Genomic DNA, 18,462 nt, shown 5'->3' on the forward strand with positions numbered 1-18,462 from the left:
GGCTGGCGGCGCAGATGGCGTTGCTGCTCGCCATCGCGCTGTTCGTGGCGCAGGCGATCAACTTCGCGCTGCTGTTGCACGAGCGGCGGACGTTGCTGCTGGAACAGACATCGGGGCCCGCCATTGCGCGGCTGACCGATGCGATCGACCGCGCCGCCAATGGCCGCCCGCCCGCCCCCGATCGCGGCCGGGTGCGGATGTCGCGCAACAATCCGATCCGCCCCAACCTGCCGGGCGTGCCCGCGGTAGAGGCGCTGGTGCGCGAGGGACTGGCCGAATCGGGGCATCCGGTGCTGCGCGTCGTCACCGGCATCCGCCCGTTCCGCCCGGAGGATTTCGACTGGCCCCGCCGCCGTGTCGACCGGCGGCGTCCTCCGGCACAGGAACTGCTGATCGCCGTCGAGCGCAAGACCGGCGGCTGGCTGGTCACGCGCTCCTTCTGGCCCAATGACGGGATGTATCTGGTCTGGCGGCTGATCGCGCAGACCCTGATCCTGTACGGCGTCATCCTGCTGCCCGTGCTGTGGATCGGACGGCGCATTTCGCGCCCCTTGCGCGACCTGACCCGCGCGGCGGAGCGTTTCGACCCGCGCGAGCCCGGCGAACCCATTCCCGAACAGGGGCCGCTCGACGTCTCCGGCCTGATCGCGGCGTTCAACGCGCTGCGGCTGCGGATCCGGGCGATGCTGGAGGAAAAGGACCGGATGCTGGGCGCGATCGGGCATGACCTGCGCACTCCGCTGGCCGCCTTGCGGGTCCGCATCGAGTCGGTCGAGGACGAACAGGACCGGCTGCGCATGGCCGACACCATCGCCGAGATGAACAAGACGCTGGAGGACATCCTTTCGCTCGCCCGCGCGGGGCGTCCGAGCGAAGCGGAGACCGATGTCGACCTGAACGCGCTGGTCGATGCGGTCGTCGCCGATTTCCTGGACCTGGGACAGGACGTGACCTTCGAGGAAGGCGGGCGGCTCCGGCTGAAGCTGCGCCCCACGCTGATGCGGCGCGCGGTCCGCAACCTGATCGAGAATGCGGTAAAATATGGTCATTCCGCCGATGTGCGGATCGATGCACAGGCCGATCATGTCGCGATCATCGTCGCCGACCAGGGCCCCGGCATCGCCGCCGATCAGTTGGAGGCGGTGTTCGATCCCTTCATCCGCCTGGAAAGCTCACGCAACCGGGATACGGGCGGCATCGGACTGGGCCTCGCACTGGCCCGCTCGATCGTCCGCGAGGCGGGCGGGGATATCCGCCTCTCCAACCGGCCCGAAGGCGGGCTGGCCGCGACGATCACGCTGCCGAGATAATCCTCCCCGGCACGGGGAGGAGTTGGCTCAGGCGTCCTTCGCCACCCTCAGCATGGCCAACGCCGCCAGTCCCATCACCCCCGCCGCGATCGCCATCGCCCATACCAGATCGCCGGGGAAGAAATGGCTGACCACCGCCCCCATGATCGAGGACACGATCAGTTGCGGCAGCACGATGAAGATGTTGAACAACCCCATGTAAATGCCCAGCTTCTCAGCCGGAAGCGCCGCCGACAGGATCGCATAGGGCATGGTCAGGATCGACGCCCACGCGATGCCGACGAACACCATCGCCCCCAACAGCCACCAGGCGTCCCGGATCATCAGGAACGACGCGAACCCCGCCGCGCCGCACAGCAGGCCGACGACATGCGTGTTCCGCCGCCCGATCGCCCGCGCCAGCCATGGCAGTGCGAAGGCCCAGAGCGTCGCGACGCCGCTGTACACCGCGAACAGCACGCCGACCCAATTGGCCCCCTCGTTGAAGGCCGCGCTCGAGGCGTCGGTGGTGTGGAAGACCCGCGCCGCGACGATCGGCGTGGTGTATATCCACATGATGAACAGCGCCGACCAAGTGAAGAACTGGACCAGCGCCAGCCGCTTCATCGTCGCGGGCATCGCCGCCAGATCGGCCAGAATCTGGCTGAGCGCATTGGCTCCTCTCCCACTCCGCACCAGCGCCGCACTGAGAATCCGCGCCAGACCGAAGGCGATCAATCCGCCGCCCAGCAGATAGACCGGCTTGTCGAGCCCCAGCAGCCCCACGCCCGCGACGACCAACACGCCCGCGACGATCCAGAGCGGTGCGGTGCCGATCCGTTCGGACGGCACGGCATCGCTATGCGCCACCTGCCCCTCGTCGCTCTCGGCAAAGGCCGCGATCTGCTCGGGCGAATATTCGCGGGTGGTCAGCACGGTCCAGAGCACCGCGCCGAACAGGGCGGCCGCCCCGATATAGAAGCCATAGCGCACCGACGGCGGCACCTCGCCCGGCCCCGCGACATTGGCGACATGGAAGACATCGGTCAGCACCATGGGCGCGAGCGACCCCAGCACTGCGCCCGCCCCGATGAACCCGGTCTGGAAGGCATAGCCCGCCGTCCGCTGGCGGCTGGGGAGCATGTCGCCGACAAAGGCGCGGAACGGCTCCATCGACACGTTGAGCGAGGCGTCGAGCAGCCAGAGCAGCATCGCGGCGCCCAGCAGACCGCCCGCATTGGGCATCCCCACCAACGCCAGCGTCGCCAGAACCGCGCCCGCCAGGAAATAGGGCCGCCGCCGCCCGAACCGGCCCCATGTCCTGTCGCTATAATGGCCGATCACCGGCTGGACGAGCAGCCCGGTCAGCGGCGCGGCGATCCACAGGAACGCCAGGTCCTTCTCGGCGGTGCCCAGCGACTGGAAGATGCGGCTGACATTGGCATTTTGCAGGGCAAAGCCGATCTGGATTCCGAAAAAGCCGAACGACGTGTTCCACAGCCCCCAAAAGCCCTGACGCGGCTTCTCCATAACCTCTCCCGATATTCTGTTATCATTGTGTTTTATGGCCGGATGCTGGACCCGCGCACGACCAGCGTGGCGGGCAGCAGGGTCGGCGTCCGGGGCTTGCCCGAAATCTCGGCGAGCAGCGCGCGGACGAGCAGCCGCCCCGCCGCCGCCGCATCCTGCACCACCGTGCTGAGCGGCGGATGCGCGAAGCTAGCCGCCGGAATATCGTCGAACCCGACCAGCGAAACATCGTCGGGCACCCGCAGCCCCGCCTCCGCCAGCACGCGCATCGCCGCCAGGGCGATCAGGTCGCTCGCCGCCATGATCGCGTCGAAGGGCCGCCCCCGCGCCAGCAATTCGCGCGCGGCGCGTTCGCCCTCTTCCTCGCTGGAGATCGCGCCGACCTGAAGCGCGGGATCGCAGGGCAAATCCGCCTCGGCCAGCGCATCGCAATAGCCGCGATAACGGTCATGGAATTCGGGATAATGGTCGGTCGCATCGCCCAGGAACGCGATCCGCTTGCGCCCCTGCGCCACCAGATGCCGTGTCGCCGCCAGCGCGCCCGCATGATTGTCGCATCCGATGGTCAGCCCCGGCTGGCCCGGCGCGACCGAGCCCCAGCGCACGAAATGGGTGCCGCGCGCGACCAATTGATCGAGCTGCTCGCGATAATCGGCATAGTCCCCGTAACCGAGCAGGATCAGCCCGTCGGCGCGGTGGCTGTCTTCATAATCGGCCTGCCAGTTGCTGGTCGGGTTCTGGAAAGAAACGAGCAGGTCGTATCCGACCTCCGCGCAACTCTCCATGATCGAGCCCAGCATCCCGAGGAAAAAGGGGTTTATCAGCGTCCGCCCCGGCGAAGGATCGCGAAACAGCAGCAGCGCCAGCGTCCGAGTCTGCCCGCTCCGCAGGTTCGAGGCGGCGCGGTCGACCGTATAGTTCAGCGTCTTGGCGATCGCCTCGATCCGCGCGCGGGTGGCGGCGCTGACCGAAGGACTTCCCCGAAGCGCACGGCTGACCGTAGGCTGCGACACGCCCGCCATTTGCGCGATATCGAACGATGTGGGCTTTCGCTGGCCGACCAAGATCAGGGCATCCTCCTCGCCCCCCCATACCGGCTTTGCTGTACCAGGTTAAGCGGGAGCCCTGTCGTAATAATACAACAGGCCGATATGGCCGCATTGAATACGTATGCGGCATCATTCCCTTTCATCGCGATCGATTTCACAGGTGCGGCAACAACCATACCCGTTCATCGAAAGAAAGCGGGGTTTCCTGGAGGGGATTTCATGACGGTTCGCCCTGTGGCGCCGGCCGATGCCGCGCGCTCGTTCCTGAAGCTCGGCGTCAGCACGCTCGCCCTGATCGTCGCCGCGCCGGTATGTGCGCAAAGCGTCGCGGTCGTACCCGCGCCGAACAGCGGCACCGCGGACACCGCCGCCCAGCAAGCGCAGGACAATGCCGAACCCGGCGATATCGTCGTCACCGGCTTTCGCGCCGCGCTGGAAAATGCCGTCGCTGAGAAGAAGAACCGCGACCTGGTCGTCGAATCCGTCTCGGCCGAGGATATCGGCAAGCTTCCCGACGCCTCGATCGCCGAGTCCATCGCCCGCCTGCCCGGCGTGACGTCGCAGCGGGTCAATGGCCGCTCCAACGCCATCTCGATCCGCGGCTTCGCCCCCGACTTCTCCACGACGCTATTGAACGGTCGCGAGCAGACCTCGACCGGCGACAACCGTGCGGTCGAATATGACCAGTATCCGGCGGAAGTCGTCAACCAGGTGCTGATCTACAAGACCGCCAATGCCGCGCTGATCGGCCAGGGCCTGTCGGGCACGGTCGACCTGAAGACGATCCGCCCGCTCGACTATGGCAAGCGCGTCTTCTCGGTCGGCGCGCGTGGCACCTATGCCGATATCGGCAAGCTGAACGCGGGGTCGAAGGACTTCGGCTATCGCGCCTCGGCCACCTATGTCGACCAGTTCGCGGACGACACGATCGGCGTCGCGCTGTCGGCCAGCTATCTCAACGAACCATACCAGATTCAGGAAGGCAATGCCTGGGGCTATGCGCCGGTCACGGTGAACGGCGCCTCTGCCAACGTCATCGGCGGGTCCAAATCCTATGTCACCTCGACCACGCTGAAGCGCCTGGGTCTTTCGGGCACGCTCCAGTGGAAAATGAGCGACACTTTCACCAGCACGCTCGACGGCTTCTATTCCGACTTCAACGACGACCAGATCAAGCGCGGCATCGAACTGCCGCTGCAATCGGGCGCAAATCCGTCGCTGACCAACGCGGTGGTCAATAACGGCCTGGTCACATCGGGCACGTTCAGCGGTGTCGAGGGCGTGGTCCGCAACGACTCGTTCCAGCGCAAGGCCAAGCTCTATTCGTTCGGCTATAACGGCAAGTATAAGGGCGATGACGGCTGGAGCGCACTTATCGACCTCAGCTATTCGCGCACCGACCGCGACGAGGTGACGCTGGAGACCTATAGCGGCACCGGTTACGGCCAGGGCAATGGCGCGACCGATACGCTCGGCTTCACCACGGGCCGGAACGGCACCGTATTCCAGCCGACGCTGAACTATTCCGACCCCAATCTGATCCAGCTCACCGATCCGCTGGGCTGGGGCGGCACCACGCGCCAGGCGGGCTATTACAACGATCGCAAGGTCACCGACGAGATCAAGCAGTACCGCGTCGAGATCGAACGCGAGGTCGAGACCCCGATCGTCCACGCCATCCGCTTCGGCCTGAACTATACCGATCATGCCAAGTCGCTGGCCCCCAACGAGGCCTTCGTCACCCTGCCTGGCGGCGCGACCATCGCGCCCCTGCCGCAGCAATATCGCCAGACGCCGACCGACCTGACCTATCTGGGTCTGGGACCGATGCTCAGCTACGACCCGCGCGCGTTGCTGGCGGGCGGCGTCTATACGCTGACGCCCAACACCAGCCCGGACGTGCCCGCCAAGGCGTACACCACGACCGAGCATCTGATGACCGCCTATCTCCAGGCCGATCTGCGCGCGCAGATCGGCGCGGCGGAGCTGACCGGCAATATTGGCGTGCAGGCGGTGGGGACCGAGCAGAAGTCGCGCGGCCTGGTCTATAACGGCACCGGCTTCAACACGATCGTCCAGGGCGACGATTACTGGGACATCCTGCCCGGCGCCAATCTGTCGCTTCGCCTGCCCAGCGACTGGGTGTTCCGCGTCGCGGCGGCGCGTCAGATGATGCGCCCGCGCTTCGACGACATGCGCGTCGCACTCTCCTATGGCTTCGACACGGCGCAGGGGATCATCTCGGGCAATGGCGGCAATCCGTTCCTCCGCCCGATCCGCTCCAATTCCTACGACGTGACGATCGAGAAATATTTCGGCACGCGCGGCTATCTGGCGGCGCAGGGCTTCTACAAGGATCTCAAGAGCTTCGTTTACAATCTTGAGCAGCCTTACGACTATACCGGCCTGCCCCTTCCCGCGTCGCTGCCGGTCGGCATTCCGCTTCAGGGCCGGATCACCCGTCCGATCAACGGGACCGGCGGCACGATCTACGGCGTCGAACTGGCGGGCACCTTGCCGCTGGGTCAGGTGGTCGGTTTCCTCGACGGCTTCGGCCTGACGGGCGGCGGGTCGTACACCAAGACCGAGATCACCCCGACCCCCGGCGGCGAGCCCGAGGATATTCCCGGCTATTCGCGCTGGGTGGCGAACGGCACCGCCTTTTTCGAGAAGTGGGGCCTGAACATCCGTGGATCGGTCCGGTATCGCTCGACCTTCGTGGGTGAGTTGTCGGGCTTCGGCGCCAACCGCGTCCGCCGCCGCGCGATCGACGAGACGATCGTCGATGGCCAGATCGGCTATGACTTCCAGGATGGCACGTTCAAGGGCTTGTCGCTGTTCGTGCAGGGCCAGAACCTGACCGACACGCCGTTCGTCACGACCAATGGCGGACAGCGCGATCAGGTGATCGACTATCAGAGCTATGGCCGCCGGTTCCTCGCCGGGTTTACCTATCGCTTCTGATACAAGTTTCCCGCGCCGGTCCCCCCATATCCGGCGCGGGAATCCCGAATGTGAGATGCCGCATGGACGCCCGCCCCACCACGGACCGTATCGCCGGAAAGGTCGTGATTGTCGGCGGTGGCACCGCCGGATGGATGGCGGCGGCGGCGCTGGCGCGGTTCCTGCCCGCCGCCACCCGCATCACCCTGATCGAGTCCGATGCGATCGGCACGGTCGGAGTGGGCGAGGCGACTATTCCCGGCATCCGACTGTTCAACCAGATGCTCGGGCTTGACGAAGCCGAGCTCCTTGGCGCGACCAACGGCAGCTTCAAGCTGGGCATAAGGTTCGAGGGCTGGTCGGGTGAAGGCAGCGGCTATCTCCATGCGTTCGGCAGCATCGGGCGCGGCCTGGGGCTGGTGCCCTTCCACCATTATTGGCTGCGCGGCGGCGGAGCGGCGAACCCCGCCTCGCTCTGGGGCCATATGGCAAGCGCACAAGCCGCGATGGCGGGCCGCTTCGCCCCCGATCAGGGCCGCCCCGACCTGCCCAGCGGCCTCGCCTGGGCCTATCATTTCGACGCCAGCCTCTATGCCGCGCTGCTCCGCCGTCATGCGGAAGCGGCGGGCGTGGTGCGGGTGGAAGGCCGCATCGCCTCGGTCGCGCGGGATGCGGGCGGGCGGATCGACCATGTCGTGCTGGAAGGCGGCGAGACCCATGCGGGCGAGTTGTTCATCGATTGCACCGGCTTTCGCGCGCTGCTGATCGGCGAGACGCTGGCCGAGCCGTTCGACGACTGGTCGGACCTCCTCCCCTGCGACCGCGCGCTGGCGGTGGCGGGTGAGCGTGCCGCCCCCCTGCCCCCCTATACCCGCGCCATCGCCCATGGAGCCGGCTGGCGCTGGCGCATTCCGCTCCAGCATCGCACCGGCAATGGGCTGGTCTATGACAGCCGCCATCTGTCGGAGGACGAAGCGGCCGACCGGCTGCTCTCGGCGCTGAACGGCGAAGCGACGGGCGAGCCGCGACTGTTGCGCTTCACCACCGGACGGCGGCGACGCGCCTGGGTCGGCAATTGCATCGCATTGGGGCTGGCGGCGGGGTTCCTCGAACCGCTGGAGTCGACCAGCATCCATCTGATCCAATCGGGCATCGCACGACTGCTCGACTATTGGCCCGGACGGGCGCTCCAGCCTGTCGAGATCGACGCCTATAACCGGGAGACGGCGGCCGAATGGCGGGCCGTTCGCGACTTCCTGATCCTTCACTATCACGCCAACAGCCGTGCCGAGCCCTTCTGGACCGAGCGACGTGCGGTGCCCCTGCCCGAGAGCCTCGCCGCCCGCATCGCACTGTTCCGCGCCCATGGCCGGTTCCGTCGCGAGGGCGACGAACTCTTCGCCGAGCCCGCCTGGGTGCAGGTGATGATCGGCCAGGGCATCGTCCCCGCCGGGCATCACGCGCTCGCCGATGGGCTGTCGGCGGACGAACTGGACGATTTCCTCAGCCTCACCCGGCGTCATGCCGCGCAGGTGGCCGGCCGGCTGCCGACGCACGACGCCTTCCTCGCCGCGCATTGCGCCGCGCCCATTCAAAAGGCTTTCGCATGAAGACGTTATTGCTCGCCCTTCTGACAACCGCCACGCCGCTCGCCGCACAGGATTATCGCCAGCGCCTGCCGCAGGACGAGGTCATCTATTTCGTCCTTCCCGACCGGTTCGAGAATGGCGACACCACCAACGATCGCGGCGGGTTGAAGGGCGGGCCGCTGACCACCGGCTTCGATCCGACGCACAAGGGCTTCTATCACGGCGGCGATCTGAAGGGGCTGACCAAGCGGCTCGACTATATCCAGGGGCTGGGGGCGACGGCGATCTGGCTGGGGCCGATCTTCAAGAACAAGCCGGTGCAAGGTGCCAGAGGCCAGGAAAGCGCTGGCTATCACGGTTACTGGATCACCGACTTCACCACCGTCGACCCGCATCTGGGGACCGAGGCCGATCTCCACGCCTTCATCGACGCGGCACACGTGCGAGGGATGAAGGTCTATATGGACATCATCGTCAACCACACGGCTGACGTGATCCAGTATCGTGAATGCGGCGAGGGATCGCCCTGCCCCTATCGCGATCGCGCGACTTGGCCCTATCAGCGGCAGGGCGGCGTCGGCGGCAACGCGATCAATTCCGGATTTCTCGGCGACGACGTGCAGACGGCAGCCAACTTCGCGCATCTGACCGATCCGACCTACGCCTACACGCCCTATGTCCCGGCGCGCGAGAAGAACGCCAAGACCCCGGCCTGGCTCAACGACCCGATCTATTACCACAATCGCGGCAACACGACCTTCGAGGACGAAAGCTCGACCACCGGCGACTTTTCCGGGCTGGACGATCTCTATACCGAAAATCCGCGCGTCATCGCAGGTATGATCGACATCTATGGGAGCTGGATCGACCGGTTCGGCATCGACGGCTATCGCATCGACACCGCCAAGCATGTGAATCCGGAATTCTGGCGCAGCTTCGTGCCCGCGATGCTCGATCGCGCCAAGGCGAAGGGCATTCCGAACTTCCACATCTTCGGCGAGGTGACGGCGGGGATGGAGCCCGGCTATCTGGCGCGCTGGACCAAGATCGCCGACTATCCAGCGGTCCTCGACTTCGCCTTCATGAACGCGGTGATCCAGACGGTCGCGGAGAACAAACCGACGCGGGTCCTATCCAGCCTGTTCGAGGGCGACGTGCTTTACGCCAGGGAGGAGGCGACGGCGGACATATTGCCGACCTTCCTCGGCAATCACGACCATGGCCGCTTCGCCCGCGATGTACGGCTGGCGAACCCCGATGCCTCGGATGACGAGATACTCAAGCGCGTCGAACTCGGCCACGCCATGCTGCTGACCCTGCGCGGCGTGCCGACCATCTATTCGGGCGACGAACAGGGCTTTGCGGGCGACGGCAACGACCAGGACGCGCGCGAGGACATGTTTGCCAGCAAGGTCGCCAGCTATAACGACAACAAGCTGGTCGGCACGACCAAGACCACCGCGACCGACAGCTTCGTGCCCACCCATCCGCTCTATCGCGAGATCGCCACCCTCGCCCGCCTCCGCGTGGCCAACCCGGCGCTGACGCGGGGGCGGCAGGTGATCCGTGCGCGCGGCGATGCGCCCGGCCTGTTCGCGGTGTCGCGCTTCGACCCCGCGACGGGCCGCGAATATGTGATCGCGTTCAACACTTCGGCCAAGCCGATCACCCAGGCCGTGCAGGTTGAAACGGTATCGCAACAGTTCATAACCATGGCCGGTGCCTGTGCCCCGACCGCCGCCGCGCCGGGGAGCCTGATGTTGGAATTGCCCGCCTTCGGCTATGCCGTCTGCGCGGCGGAGAGCCGTTGATGACCCAGAGCATTCCCACCGCCCCCCGCCCCTGGTGGAAAGGCGCGGTGATCTATCAAATCTATCCGCGCAGCTTTGCCGACAGCAATGGTGACGGCATCGGCGATCTGCCCGGCATCACCGCGCGGCTCGACCATGTCGCCAGCCTGGGTGTGGATGCGATCTGGCTGTCGCCCTTCTTCACCTCGCCGATGAAGGATTTCGGCTATGACGTGGCGGATTACCGGGATGTCGATCCGATCTTCGGCACGCTCGCCGATATCGACGCGCTGGTCGCGCGCGCGCACGAACTGGGGCTGAAGGTCGTCATCGATCAGGTGTACAGCCACACTTCCGACGAGCATCCCTGGTTCACCGAAAGCCGCTCGAGCCGGACCAACGCCCGCGCCGACTGGTATGTCTGGGCCGATGCCAAGCCCGATGGCTCGCCGCCATCCAACTGGCAGTCGGTGTTCGGCGGCCCCGCCTGGACCTGGGACGCGCGGCGTGGGCAATATTATCTCCACAATTTCCTGAAGGAGCAGCCGCAGCTTCACGTCCATCACCCGGACGTGCAGGCTGAGTTGCTGGCGACGGCGCGCTTCTGGCTGGACCGGGGGGTGGACGGCTTCCGGCTGGATGCGATCAACTTCATGATGCACGAGCCGACCCTGCGGGATAACCCGCCCGCCCCCGACACCGGCAAGACGCGCACCCGGCCGTTCGACTTCCAGGTCAAGCTCTACAATCAGAGCCACGCCGATATCGTCCCCTTCCTGGAGCGGATCCGCGCCACGCTGGACGATTATGGCGACCGCTTCACCGTGGCCGAGGTCGGCGGCGACGAGGCGGATCGCGAGATGAAGCTGTTCACCGCCGGCGACCACCGGCTGAACACCGCTTATGGCTTCGACTTCCTCTATGCCGATCGGCTGACCCCGCGCATCGTCGCGGAGGCGCTGGCGAAATGGCCCGCCGAGCCGGGGGTCGGCTGGCCGAGTTGGGCGTTCGAGAATCACGATGCTCCGCGCGCCGTATCCCGCTGGACCACGCCGGAGCATCGCGAGGCCTTCGCGCGGATGAAGATGCTGTTGCTGCTCTCGCTTCGCGGCAACGCCTTTCTCTATCAGGGCGAGGAACTGGGGCTGACCCAGGTCGATGTACCGTTCGAGCGGCTGGTCGATCCCGAGGCCATCGCCAACTGGCCCCTCACCCTGTCCCGCGACGGGGTGCGCACGCCGATGCCGTGGAGCAGCAATGCGATCCACGGCGGCTTTTCGGATGCGGAGCCCTGGCTCCCCACCGGACCCGACCATGCCGCACTGGCGGTCAATCGGCAGGAAGGCGACCCGGATTCGTTGATGAACCTGACCCGCCGCTTGGTCCGCCTGCGTGCCGAGACGCCCGCCCTGGCAGTCGGCGACCTTACGCTGCTCCATGCCGATGACCAATTGCTCGCCTTCGAGCGATGCGAGGGCGGCCAGCGCCTGCTCTGTCTGTTCAACCTGGGCGACACGCCCGTCCAGCTTCCGCCCGACCTGCCACGCGGCGAACGGGTGCTGGTCCAAATCAATAACGCCACCGACAAACGCCTGGGCGCGTTCGGAGCGGCGATCCGGGAGATGACTGCATGAAGACGACCATCGCGATCGGACTCGGCCTGATCGCCAGTACCGCTTCCGCCCAGAACGGCCCCGCCGATCCGGCGGTCAACGAGACGTTCAAATTCGCCAGGCCCGCCGGACAGCCCGACGCGGTGGAAACCTCGCCCAACGGCCAGATTACCGTGCAGGTCTCGACCGACAATGACGGCCGCGCCGTCTATATGATCGCCCGCAACGGCAAGGCGATCGTCGCGCCCTCACGGCTGGGCATGATGTTCACCGACGCGCCCAAGATCGAGCGCGGCCTGAAGATCAAAGCGGTCACCCACGCCAAGTCCGACACGAGCTGGACCCAGCCCTGGGGCGAATGGCGCACCATCCGCGACAATCACCGCGAGATGCGCGTCCGCCTGATGGAGTCCAGCGCGCTCCACCGCCGCTATGACGTGGTGTTCCGCGTGCAGGACGACGGCGTCGGCTTCCGCTATGAATTTCCCGAGCAGCAGGCGATGCCGCACGCGAACATCGCCGAGGAACTGACCGAGTTCAACATCGCGCAAGGCGGCACCGCCTGGTGGAAACCCGCCTTCCTGTGGAACCGCGAGGAATATCTCTACAACCGCACGCCGATCAATGCGGTCGGCACGGCGGCGACACCGATCACCATGAAGCTGGACGACGGCACGCACATCGCCATCCATGAGGCGGCCTTGGTCGACTATGCCAGCATGGGGCTGATGAAGACCGAGGGGAACAGCTTCAAGGCAGTCCTCACCCCCGGCTCGGGCGCGCCCAAGGTCATGAAGACCGGCGCCTGGACGACGCCCTGGCGCACCTTCCTGATCGCCCCCGACGCGGGCGGGCTGTATATGAGCCATTTGATGCTCAACCTGAACGAGCCCAACAAGCTGGGCGACGTCTCCTGGGTGAAGCCCGGCAAGTTCGTCGGCGTCTGGTGGAAGATGATCAAGGGCGAGTGGAGCTGGGCGCGTGGGCCGCGCCACGGAGCCACCACCGCGAATGTGAAGACCTATATCGACTTTGCCGCCAAATACGGCATCCCCGGCGTGCTGGTCGAGGGGTGGAATATCGGCTGGGACGGCGACTGGGCGGGCAATGGCTCGGCGATGCAATTCGCGACCCCGGCGGAGGATTTCGACGCCGACGCGCTGGCCAAATACGCCAGGTCCAAGGGCGTCTCGCTGATCGGCCATCACGAAACCGGCGGCGCGGTCAGCCATTATGAGAGCCAGTTCGACCCGGCGTTTAAATTCGCCGCCGATCATGGCGAGCATGTCGTCAAGACCGGCTATGTCGCCGATGCGGGCCAGATCGAGCGGGTGAACCCCGACGGCTCGGTGTCGCGTGAATGGCATGAGGGCCAGTGGATGGTGAACCATCATCTCCGCGTGCTGGAGGCCGCCGCGAAATATAAGGTTTCGATCGATGCGCATGAGCCGGTGAAGGACACGGGGCTCCGCCGCACCTATCCCAACTGGCTGGCGCGCGAAGGCTCGCGGGGGATGGAGTATAACGCCTGGCCGGGCAAGAACCCGCCCGAGCATGAGGCGAACCTGGCCTTCACCCGGATGCTCGAAGGCCCGATGGACTTCACGCCGGGCGTGCTGAGCCTGACCGGCAGCGACAACAGCCCGATCCAGTCGACCATCGCCAAGCAACTGGCGCTGTACGTGGTGCTCTACTCGCCGGTGCAGATGGCGGCCGATACGCCGGGGAATTACGCCAAATACCCACAGGCGTTCCGCTTCATCGCGGATGTGCCCGTGGATTGGGAGGACAGCCGGGTGCTGAACGGCGAGGTCGGCGATTACGTCACCTTCGCGCGGCGGGATCGGAAAAGCCGGGACTGGTATATCGGCGCGATCACCGACGAAAATGCTCGAGCGTTGACCGTGACGCTCGACTTCCTCGATGCCGGCAAGACCTATGAGGCGCAGGTCTATAAGGACGGCCCCGGTGCGACCTATGCCACCGACGCCCGCCATTCGATCGCGTTCGAGACGCGGAAGGTGAAGAAGGGGGATACCCTCACCCTGTCGCTCGCCCCCGGCGGTGGCCAGGCGATCCGGTTGAAGGCGCTGTAACCCCAATTCCTCCCCAAGCTATGCTTGGGGAGGGGGACCATCCGAAGGATGGTGGAGGGGCGAGACGGACCGGCCCTGCCCCTCCACCACGCCCTGCGGGCGCGGTCCCCCTCCCCATCTGACGATGGGGAGGATTTAAGTGGTTACTTCGTCGGGAAGCCGCGTTGCTTCAACAGCGCGTTGACGTCTGGGTCGCGACCTCGGAATGCACGATACGCCTCGGCGCGGTCGGTTTCATTGCCCGTCGACAACAGGATCCGCGCGAAGCGGTCCGCCGTCGCCTTGTCCCACGGGCTACCCGCTTCCTCGAAGGCGGCGAAGGTGTCGGCGTCCATCGTCTCCGACCAGAGATAGCTGTAATAGCCGGCCGAGTAGCTGTCGGAGGAGAACAGGTGGTTAAACTGCGGCAGGCGGTGCCGCATCACCAATTCCTTCGGCATCCCGATCTCACGCAGGGTCGTCGCCTCGAACGCCGCCGGATCGACGATCCCATCGGGGATCGTATGCAGCTTCATGTCGACGATTGCCGAGGACAGATATTCGGTCGTCGCGAACCCCTGGTTGAAGGTCTCGGACGCCTTGATCTTGTCGAGCAGCGCCTGCGGCATGGGCTGGCCGGTCTTGTAGTGGCGGGCGTACTTGTCGAGCACGTCGCGGGTCAGCAGCCAATGCTCGTTCACCTGGCTGGGATATTCCACAAAGTCGCGCGGTGTGCCCGCCAGCCCCGGATAGGTGACGTTCTGGAGCATCGCGTGGATGGCGTGGCCGAATTCGTGGAACAGCGTCTCGGCATCGTCCAGGCTGATGAGCACCGGCTCGCCGGGTGCGCCCTTGGCGAAATTGTTGTTGTTCGACGACAGGACATTCTGCACCGGCGGCAGGTTGCGCTGGCCGCGATAGGTGTTCGCCCAGGCGCCCGAACGCTTGCCGGTCCGCGCGAAATCGTCGCGGTAGAACAGGCCGACCTCCTTGCCGTTCCGCGTGACGTGCCAGACCCGCATGTTCGGCTCGAACACCGGAACCGTGCCGGTGATCTCCTTGAATTCCAGCCCATAGAGCCGGTTCGCGGCATAGAGCGAACCCTGGATGATGTTGTTCAACTCGAAATAGGGCTTCAATTCGGCCTGATCGAGGTCGTAGCGGCTCTTGCGCACCTTCTCCTGATAGAAGCGATAGTCCCAGGGCTCGATCGTGATTTTCGCGCCCTCCTTATCGGCGATCGCCTGCATATCGCGGACTTCCTCCGCCACGCGCGCCTTGGCGGCGGGCCAGACGCGCATCATCAGGTCCATCGCGGCGGCCGGGGTCTTGGCCATCGTGTCCTGCATCCGCCAGTCGGCATGGGTCTTGAACCCCAGCAGATGTGCACGGTTGGCCCGCAGGCGGACGATGCGGGCGATGGTCGCCTTGGTATCGTTGATGTCGCCATTGTCGCCGCGCTTGGTGAAAGCACGCCACACCTGCTCGCGAAGGCTACGGTCGGTGGCGAAGGTCAGCACGGGATCGACCGCCGACCGCGTGTTGACGATCGCCCAGCCCTGCTGCCCGCGCTCGGCCGCCGCCGCCTTGGCGACCGCCTTCACGCTGTCGGGCAGGCCTGCCAGCCGCGCCTCGTCGGTGACGATAATGGCCGTGCCCTCGTCCGCCAGCAGACGCTGCGAAAACTCGCTGAAATTGATCGCCAGATTCTGATTGAAGGCGGACAGTTCTTCCTTCTGGGCCGGGGTCAGCTTGGCGCCCTGCCGCACGAAGCTGTCATAGGTTCGCGTGACCAGCCGTTTCTGCTGGGCATCCAGTCCCGATGTATCGCGCGCCTTGTAGATCGCCTCGATCCGCGCGAACAGCCTGGGGTTGAAGGTGATTTCGTCCGACGCCTTGGCAAGCTTGGGTGACCATTCGCGGTCAAGCGCCTGATAGGCGGGCGAGTTCATGTTCCCCGTCATCACCCCGAACAGCGTCATCACGCGGTTCAACGTCTGCCCGGCATTCTGCATCGGTACGAAGGTATTGGCGAAGCTCGGCTTGGCCGGATCGTTGGCGATCCGGTCATATTCCGCCCGCCGCTCGGCCAGTGCCGCCGCGAAGGCCGCCGGGAACAGTTCGGGCTTCACCTTGTCCCAGGGCGGCACCCCGCCATAGGAGCCGGTCCAGGGGCTGAGCAACGGATTGGTGGCGGGGGCCTGGGCCGCCTGCGGGGGGCTGGCCATGGCGGAGGTGCTCATAAGGGCCGCCAGAGCGACGGCAAGAGGCAGATGACGCAAAGTGAACTCCCGGTCATGAAAGACGCGTCATCACCATAAGCCACGAGCCCATCACGTAAAGTCCTGCGACGAAACGCTTTACCCCTTGCGTTGCTGCTTCTCCGCCAATCGAGCGGCGGCGACCAGCCCCTCGCCTGTCGCCCGCGCGGCGGATGGCGTCATCGATACCGCCACGCCGTTGGGACCGTCGAGCATCACGATCCCCTGTTCCGCCGTCGCCAGCCCGGCCTCGCTATGCACGTGCGCCCCCGCGACCGGCGGCGTCACGACCCCGCCCCTTCCAATGTCGGCCCGCCGCCATACAGATAGGCCGGGTCGAAATCGGCGAGCGCCGTCAACGCCCCGATATCCTGGATGTGCACGGCGCCGCCGCGAAAGGTCATCAGCCCCCTCTCCCGCAGCGATCGCAGGACGCGGTTGAGATGGACCGGGGTGACGCCCGCCGCCTCGGCGATGTCGATCTGGGTCAACGGAAAGCGGAACATGCCGTCCCGCACCAAGTCGACCATCGCCAGCCGCGCATGGAGCTCACAAAACAGATGCGCCACGCGCCCATCCGCTTCCAGCCGTCCCAGGCGGAACACCCATTCGCGGTGCATCGCGGCGTCGAGCAAGGTCGAGAACCACAAAAGGCGGGTCAGACGCGGCTGCTGCTCGACGATCTGCTCCAGCCGATCATGCCCGACCAGGGCCACCCGCGTCGGGGTAAGCGTCGCGACGTCATGATCCAGATACCGCATCGCAAAGCCATGCAGGTCGACGAAATCGCCGGGTACGTGAAACGCCACGATCTGACGATTGCCCTGCCGGTCGTCCATGTAACGGCACATTACGCCTTCCAGCAGCAGGCTGCTGTTGCGGACACGCTCGTCCCGGCGGATGACGATGGTGCGGGCGGGGATGGAGCGGACCTCGTCCACGCTGTTTTCCAGCATGGCGATCTCCTCGGGCGTCATCGTCTCGCGCCCGCGGTCCTTCAGGAACAGGCCGGTCAGGCTTGGTCGATCCTTGCTCGGCCTTGGCTGTCTCAGCGTATCGATGGCGGACACCGACATGGCGCGATCCCTCCCGTGGCAGACACCAGGGCAAATCCCCGGCCAGGGCAAAGGGTTCCGTCGCCGCCCGCGGGCGACTACGCGCCGACCGATTTGCCGGACGGGCGGACCGGCCGAGCCTCCTCCAGCGCCTGTTCGGGATGCCTGCGATTGCGGCGCACCGAGGCCCAGAAGGACAGGCCGATCAGGGTCGCGCCGATCAGGCCGGTGATCGTCTCCGGGATATGGAAGCGCACCGACAACAGCATGATCGCGGCCAGCGCGACGATGGCATAAAAGGCCCCGTGTTCCAGGTAACGATATTGGGTCAGCGTCCCCTTATCGACCAGCATGATCGTCATCGATCGGACGAACATCGCGCCGATGCCCAGCCCCAATGCGATGATGAACAGGTTGTTCGACAAGGCGAAGGCCCCGATCACCCCGTCGAACGAGAAGCTGGCGTCCAGCACTTCCAGATACAGAAAGGCCGCGAACCCCGACCGCGCCGCGGCCCCGGTTACGGCATCCCCATCGCCCTCCAGCAGCACGCCGATGGCATGGACCACGATATAGGTCAGCAGGCCGAATATGCCCGCCGTCAGGAAGGTCATCGCCTCCTCCGCCGGAATGAACTGCCCGATGCCGTACAGTGCGAGCAGGACGATCCCCATCGCCAGTCCCGAAATCCGGCGCAGCGCGGCGAGCGGACGCTCGATGGGGCCGATCCAATGCTCCTCCTTCTCCTCATCGAGGAAGAAGTTGAGGCCGACCATCGCTAGGAAGCTGCCGCCGAACCCCGAAATGCCGACATGGGCCGAGGTGATGATCTGTTCGTACCGGACAGGGTTCCCGGCGGCCAGCTTGACCGCTTCGATCGGGCCCATATGCGCGGCGATCGCGACGATGGCGAGCGGGAAGACGATCCGCATCCCGAAGACGGCGATCAGGATGCCCCAGGTCAGGAAGCGATGACGCCATTTGTCGTCCATGTCGCGCAGGACGGTCGCGTTGACGACCGCATTGTCGAACGACAGCGAAACCTCCAGCACGCCCAGCACCAGGACGATCCAAAGGACGCCGAGCGTGCCGGGCAGGCTTCCCGTGCTCTGGAAACCCAGCCACGCCGCTGCGGCCAGGCAGAGCGCCGTGAAGAGGAAGGAACCCTTATAATATTTCAGCAGCACGCACGAACCCCCTGTCGCTTCCGCACCGACCGCACATGGCGATCCAGCGGTCGGACGGTAAAGTCCGGGCCGCCGGATTTG

The 18,462-nt window shown here is 65.8% G+C and carries 12 protein-coding genes; 6 read left to right on the forward strand and 6 right to left on the reverse strand.

Annotated elements, in window-relative coordinates:
- Positions 1 to 14: 14 nt before the first annotated feature.
- Positions 15 to 1,310, forward strand: a complete 1,296-nt coding sequence (locus tag SM191_RS03750) for a sensor histidine kinase (protein WP_307003145.1) — start codon at positions 15 to 17, stop codon at positions 1,308 to 1,310.
- Between the two features lie 27 nt (positions 1,311 to 1,337).
- Here SM191_RS03750 and SM191_RS03755 read toward each other — a convergent pair whose 3' ends face one another.
- Positions 1,338 to 2,819 carry an MFS transporter gene (locus SM191_RS03755; protein WP_341505030.1) on the reverse strand — a complete coding sequence of 494 codons (1,482 nt, stop codon included), beginning with the start codon at positions 2,817 to 2,819 and terminating at the stop codon, positions 1,338 to 1,340.
- Positions 2,820 to 2,851: 32 nt separating this feature from the next.
- Positions 2,852 to 3,883 carry a LacI family DNA-binding transcriptional regulator gene (locus SM191_RS03760; RefSeq protein WP_306999742.1) on the reverse strand — a complete coding sequence of 344 codons (1,032 nt, stop codon included), beginning with the start codon at positions 3,881 to 3,883 and terminating at the stop codon, positions 2,852 to 2,854.
- Positions 3,884 to 4,087: 204 nt separating this feature from the next.
- Here SM191_RS03760 and SM191_RS03765 point away from each other — a divergent pair, with 204 nt between their 5' ends.
- From SM191_RS03765 to SM191_RS03785, 5 genes are all read left to right on the forward strand, one after another.
- Positions 4,088 to 6,832 carry a TonB-dependent receptor gene (locus SM191_RS03765; protein ID WP_341505031.1) on the forward strand — a complete coding sequence of 915 codons (2,745 nt, stop codon included), beginning with the start codon at positions 4,088 to 4,090 and terminating at the stop codon, positions 6,830 to 6,832.
- Positions 6,833 to 6,894: 62 nt separating this feature from the next.
- Positions 6,895 to 8,421, forward strand: a complete 1,527-nt coding sequence (locus SM191_RS03770) for a tryptophan halogenase family protein (protein WP_341505032.1) — start codon at positions 6,895 to 6,897, stop codon at positions 8,419 to 8,421.
- Positions 8,418 to 10,211 carry an alpha-amylase family glycosyl hydrolase gene (locus tag SM191_RS03775; protein ID WP_341505033.1) on the forward strand — a complete coding sequence of 598 codons (1,794 nt, stop codon included), beginning with the start codon at positions 8,418 to 8,420 and terminating at the stop codon, positions 10,209 to 10,211. Before SM191_RS03770 ends, SM191_RS03775 begins: the two co-directional genes overlap by 4 nt.
- Positions 10,211 to 11,824 carry an alpha-glucosidase family protein gene (locus tag SM191_RS03780; protein ID WP_341505034.1) on the forward strand — a complete coding sequence of 538 codons (1,614 nt, stop codon included), beginning with the start codon at positions 10,211 to 10,213 and terminating at the stop codon, positions 11,822 to 11,824. Before SM191_RS03775 ends, SM191_RS03780 begins: the two co-directional genes overlap by 1 nt.
- The gene (locus tag SM191_RS03785) at positions 11,821 to 13,899 is read left to right on the forward strand and encodes a glycoside hydrolase family 97 protein (protein WP_341505035.1); all 2,079 of its coding nucleotides are present in this window, start codon (positions 11,821 to 11,823) and stop codon (positions 13,897 to 13,899) included. The genes SM191_RS03780 and SM191_RS03785 overlap by 4 nt, the downstream gene beginning before the upstream one ends.
- Before the next feature lie 143 nt (positions 13,900 to 14,042).
- Here SM191_RS03785 and SM191_RS03790 read toward each other — a convergent pair whose 3' ends face one another.
- The 4 genes from SM191_RS03790 to SM191_RS03805 all read right to left on the reverse strand — a co-directional run bounded on the left by SM191_RS03790 (position 14,043) and on the right by SM191_RS03805 (position 18,378).
- Complete coding sequence (locus tag SM191_RS03790; protein WP_341505036.1) at positions 14,043 to 16,106, reverse strand: M3 family metallopeptidase; 2,064 nt, start codon at positions 16,104 to 16,106, stop codon at positions 14,043 to 14,045.
- A 132-nt stretch (positions 16,107 to 16,238) separates the two neighbouring features.
- Complete coding sequence (locus SM191_RS03795) at positions 16,239 to 16,427, reverse strand: hypothetical protein (RefSeq protein WP_306999732.1); 189 nt, start codon at positions 16,425 to 16,427, stop codon at positions 16,239 to 16,241.
- On the reverse strand, positions 16,424 to 17,215 hold the full coding sequence (locus tag SM191_RS03800) for a Crp/Fnr family transcriptional regulator (protein ID WP_341505037.1): 792 nt from the start codon (positions 17,213 to 17,215) through the stop codon (positions 16,424 to 16,426). Before SM191_RS03800 ends, SM191_RS03795 begins: the two co-directional genes overlap by 4 nt.
- A gap of 77 nt (positions 17,216 to 17,292) precedes the next feature.
- The gene (locus SM191_RS03805; protein WP_341505072.1) at positions 17,293 to 18,378 is read right to left on the reverse strand and encodes a DUF475 domain-containing protein; all 1,086 of its coding nucleotides are present in this window, start codon (positions 18,376 to 18,378) and stop codon (positions 17,293 to 17,295) included.
- Positions 18,379 to 18,462: the final 84 nt, after the last annotated feature.

Origin of the sequence: Sphingomonas sp. 2378 (assembly GCF_038084995.1) — a bacterium.
Taxonomy (GTDB): domain Bacteria; phylum Pseudomonadota; class Alphaproteobacteria; order Sphingomonadales; family Sphingomonadaceae; genus Sphingomonas.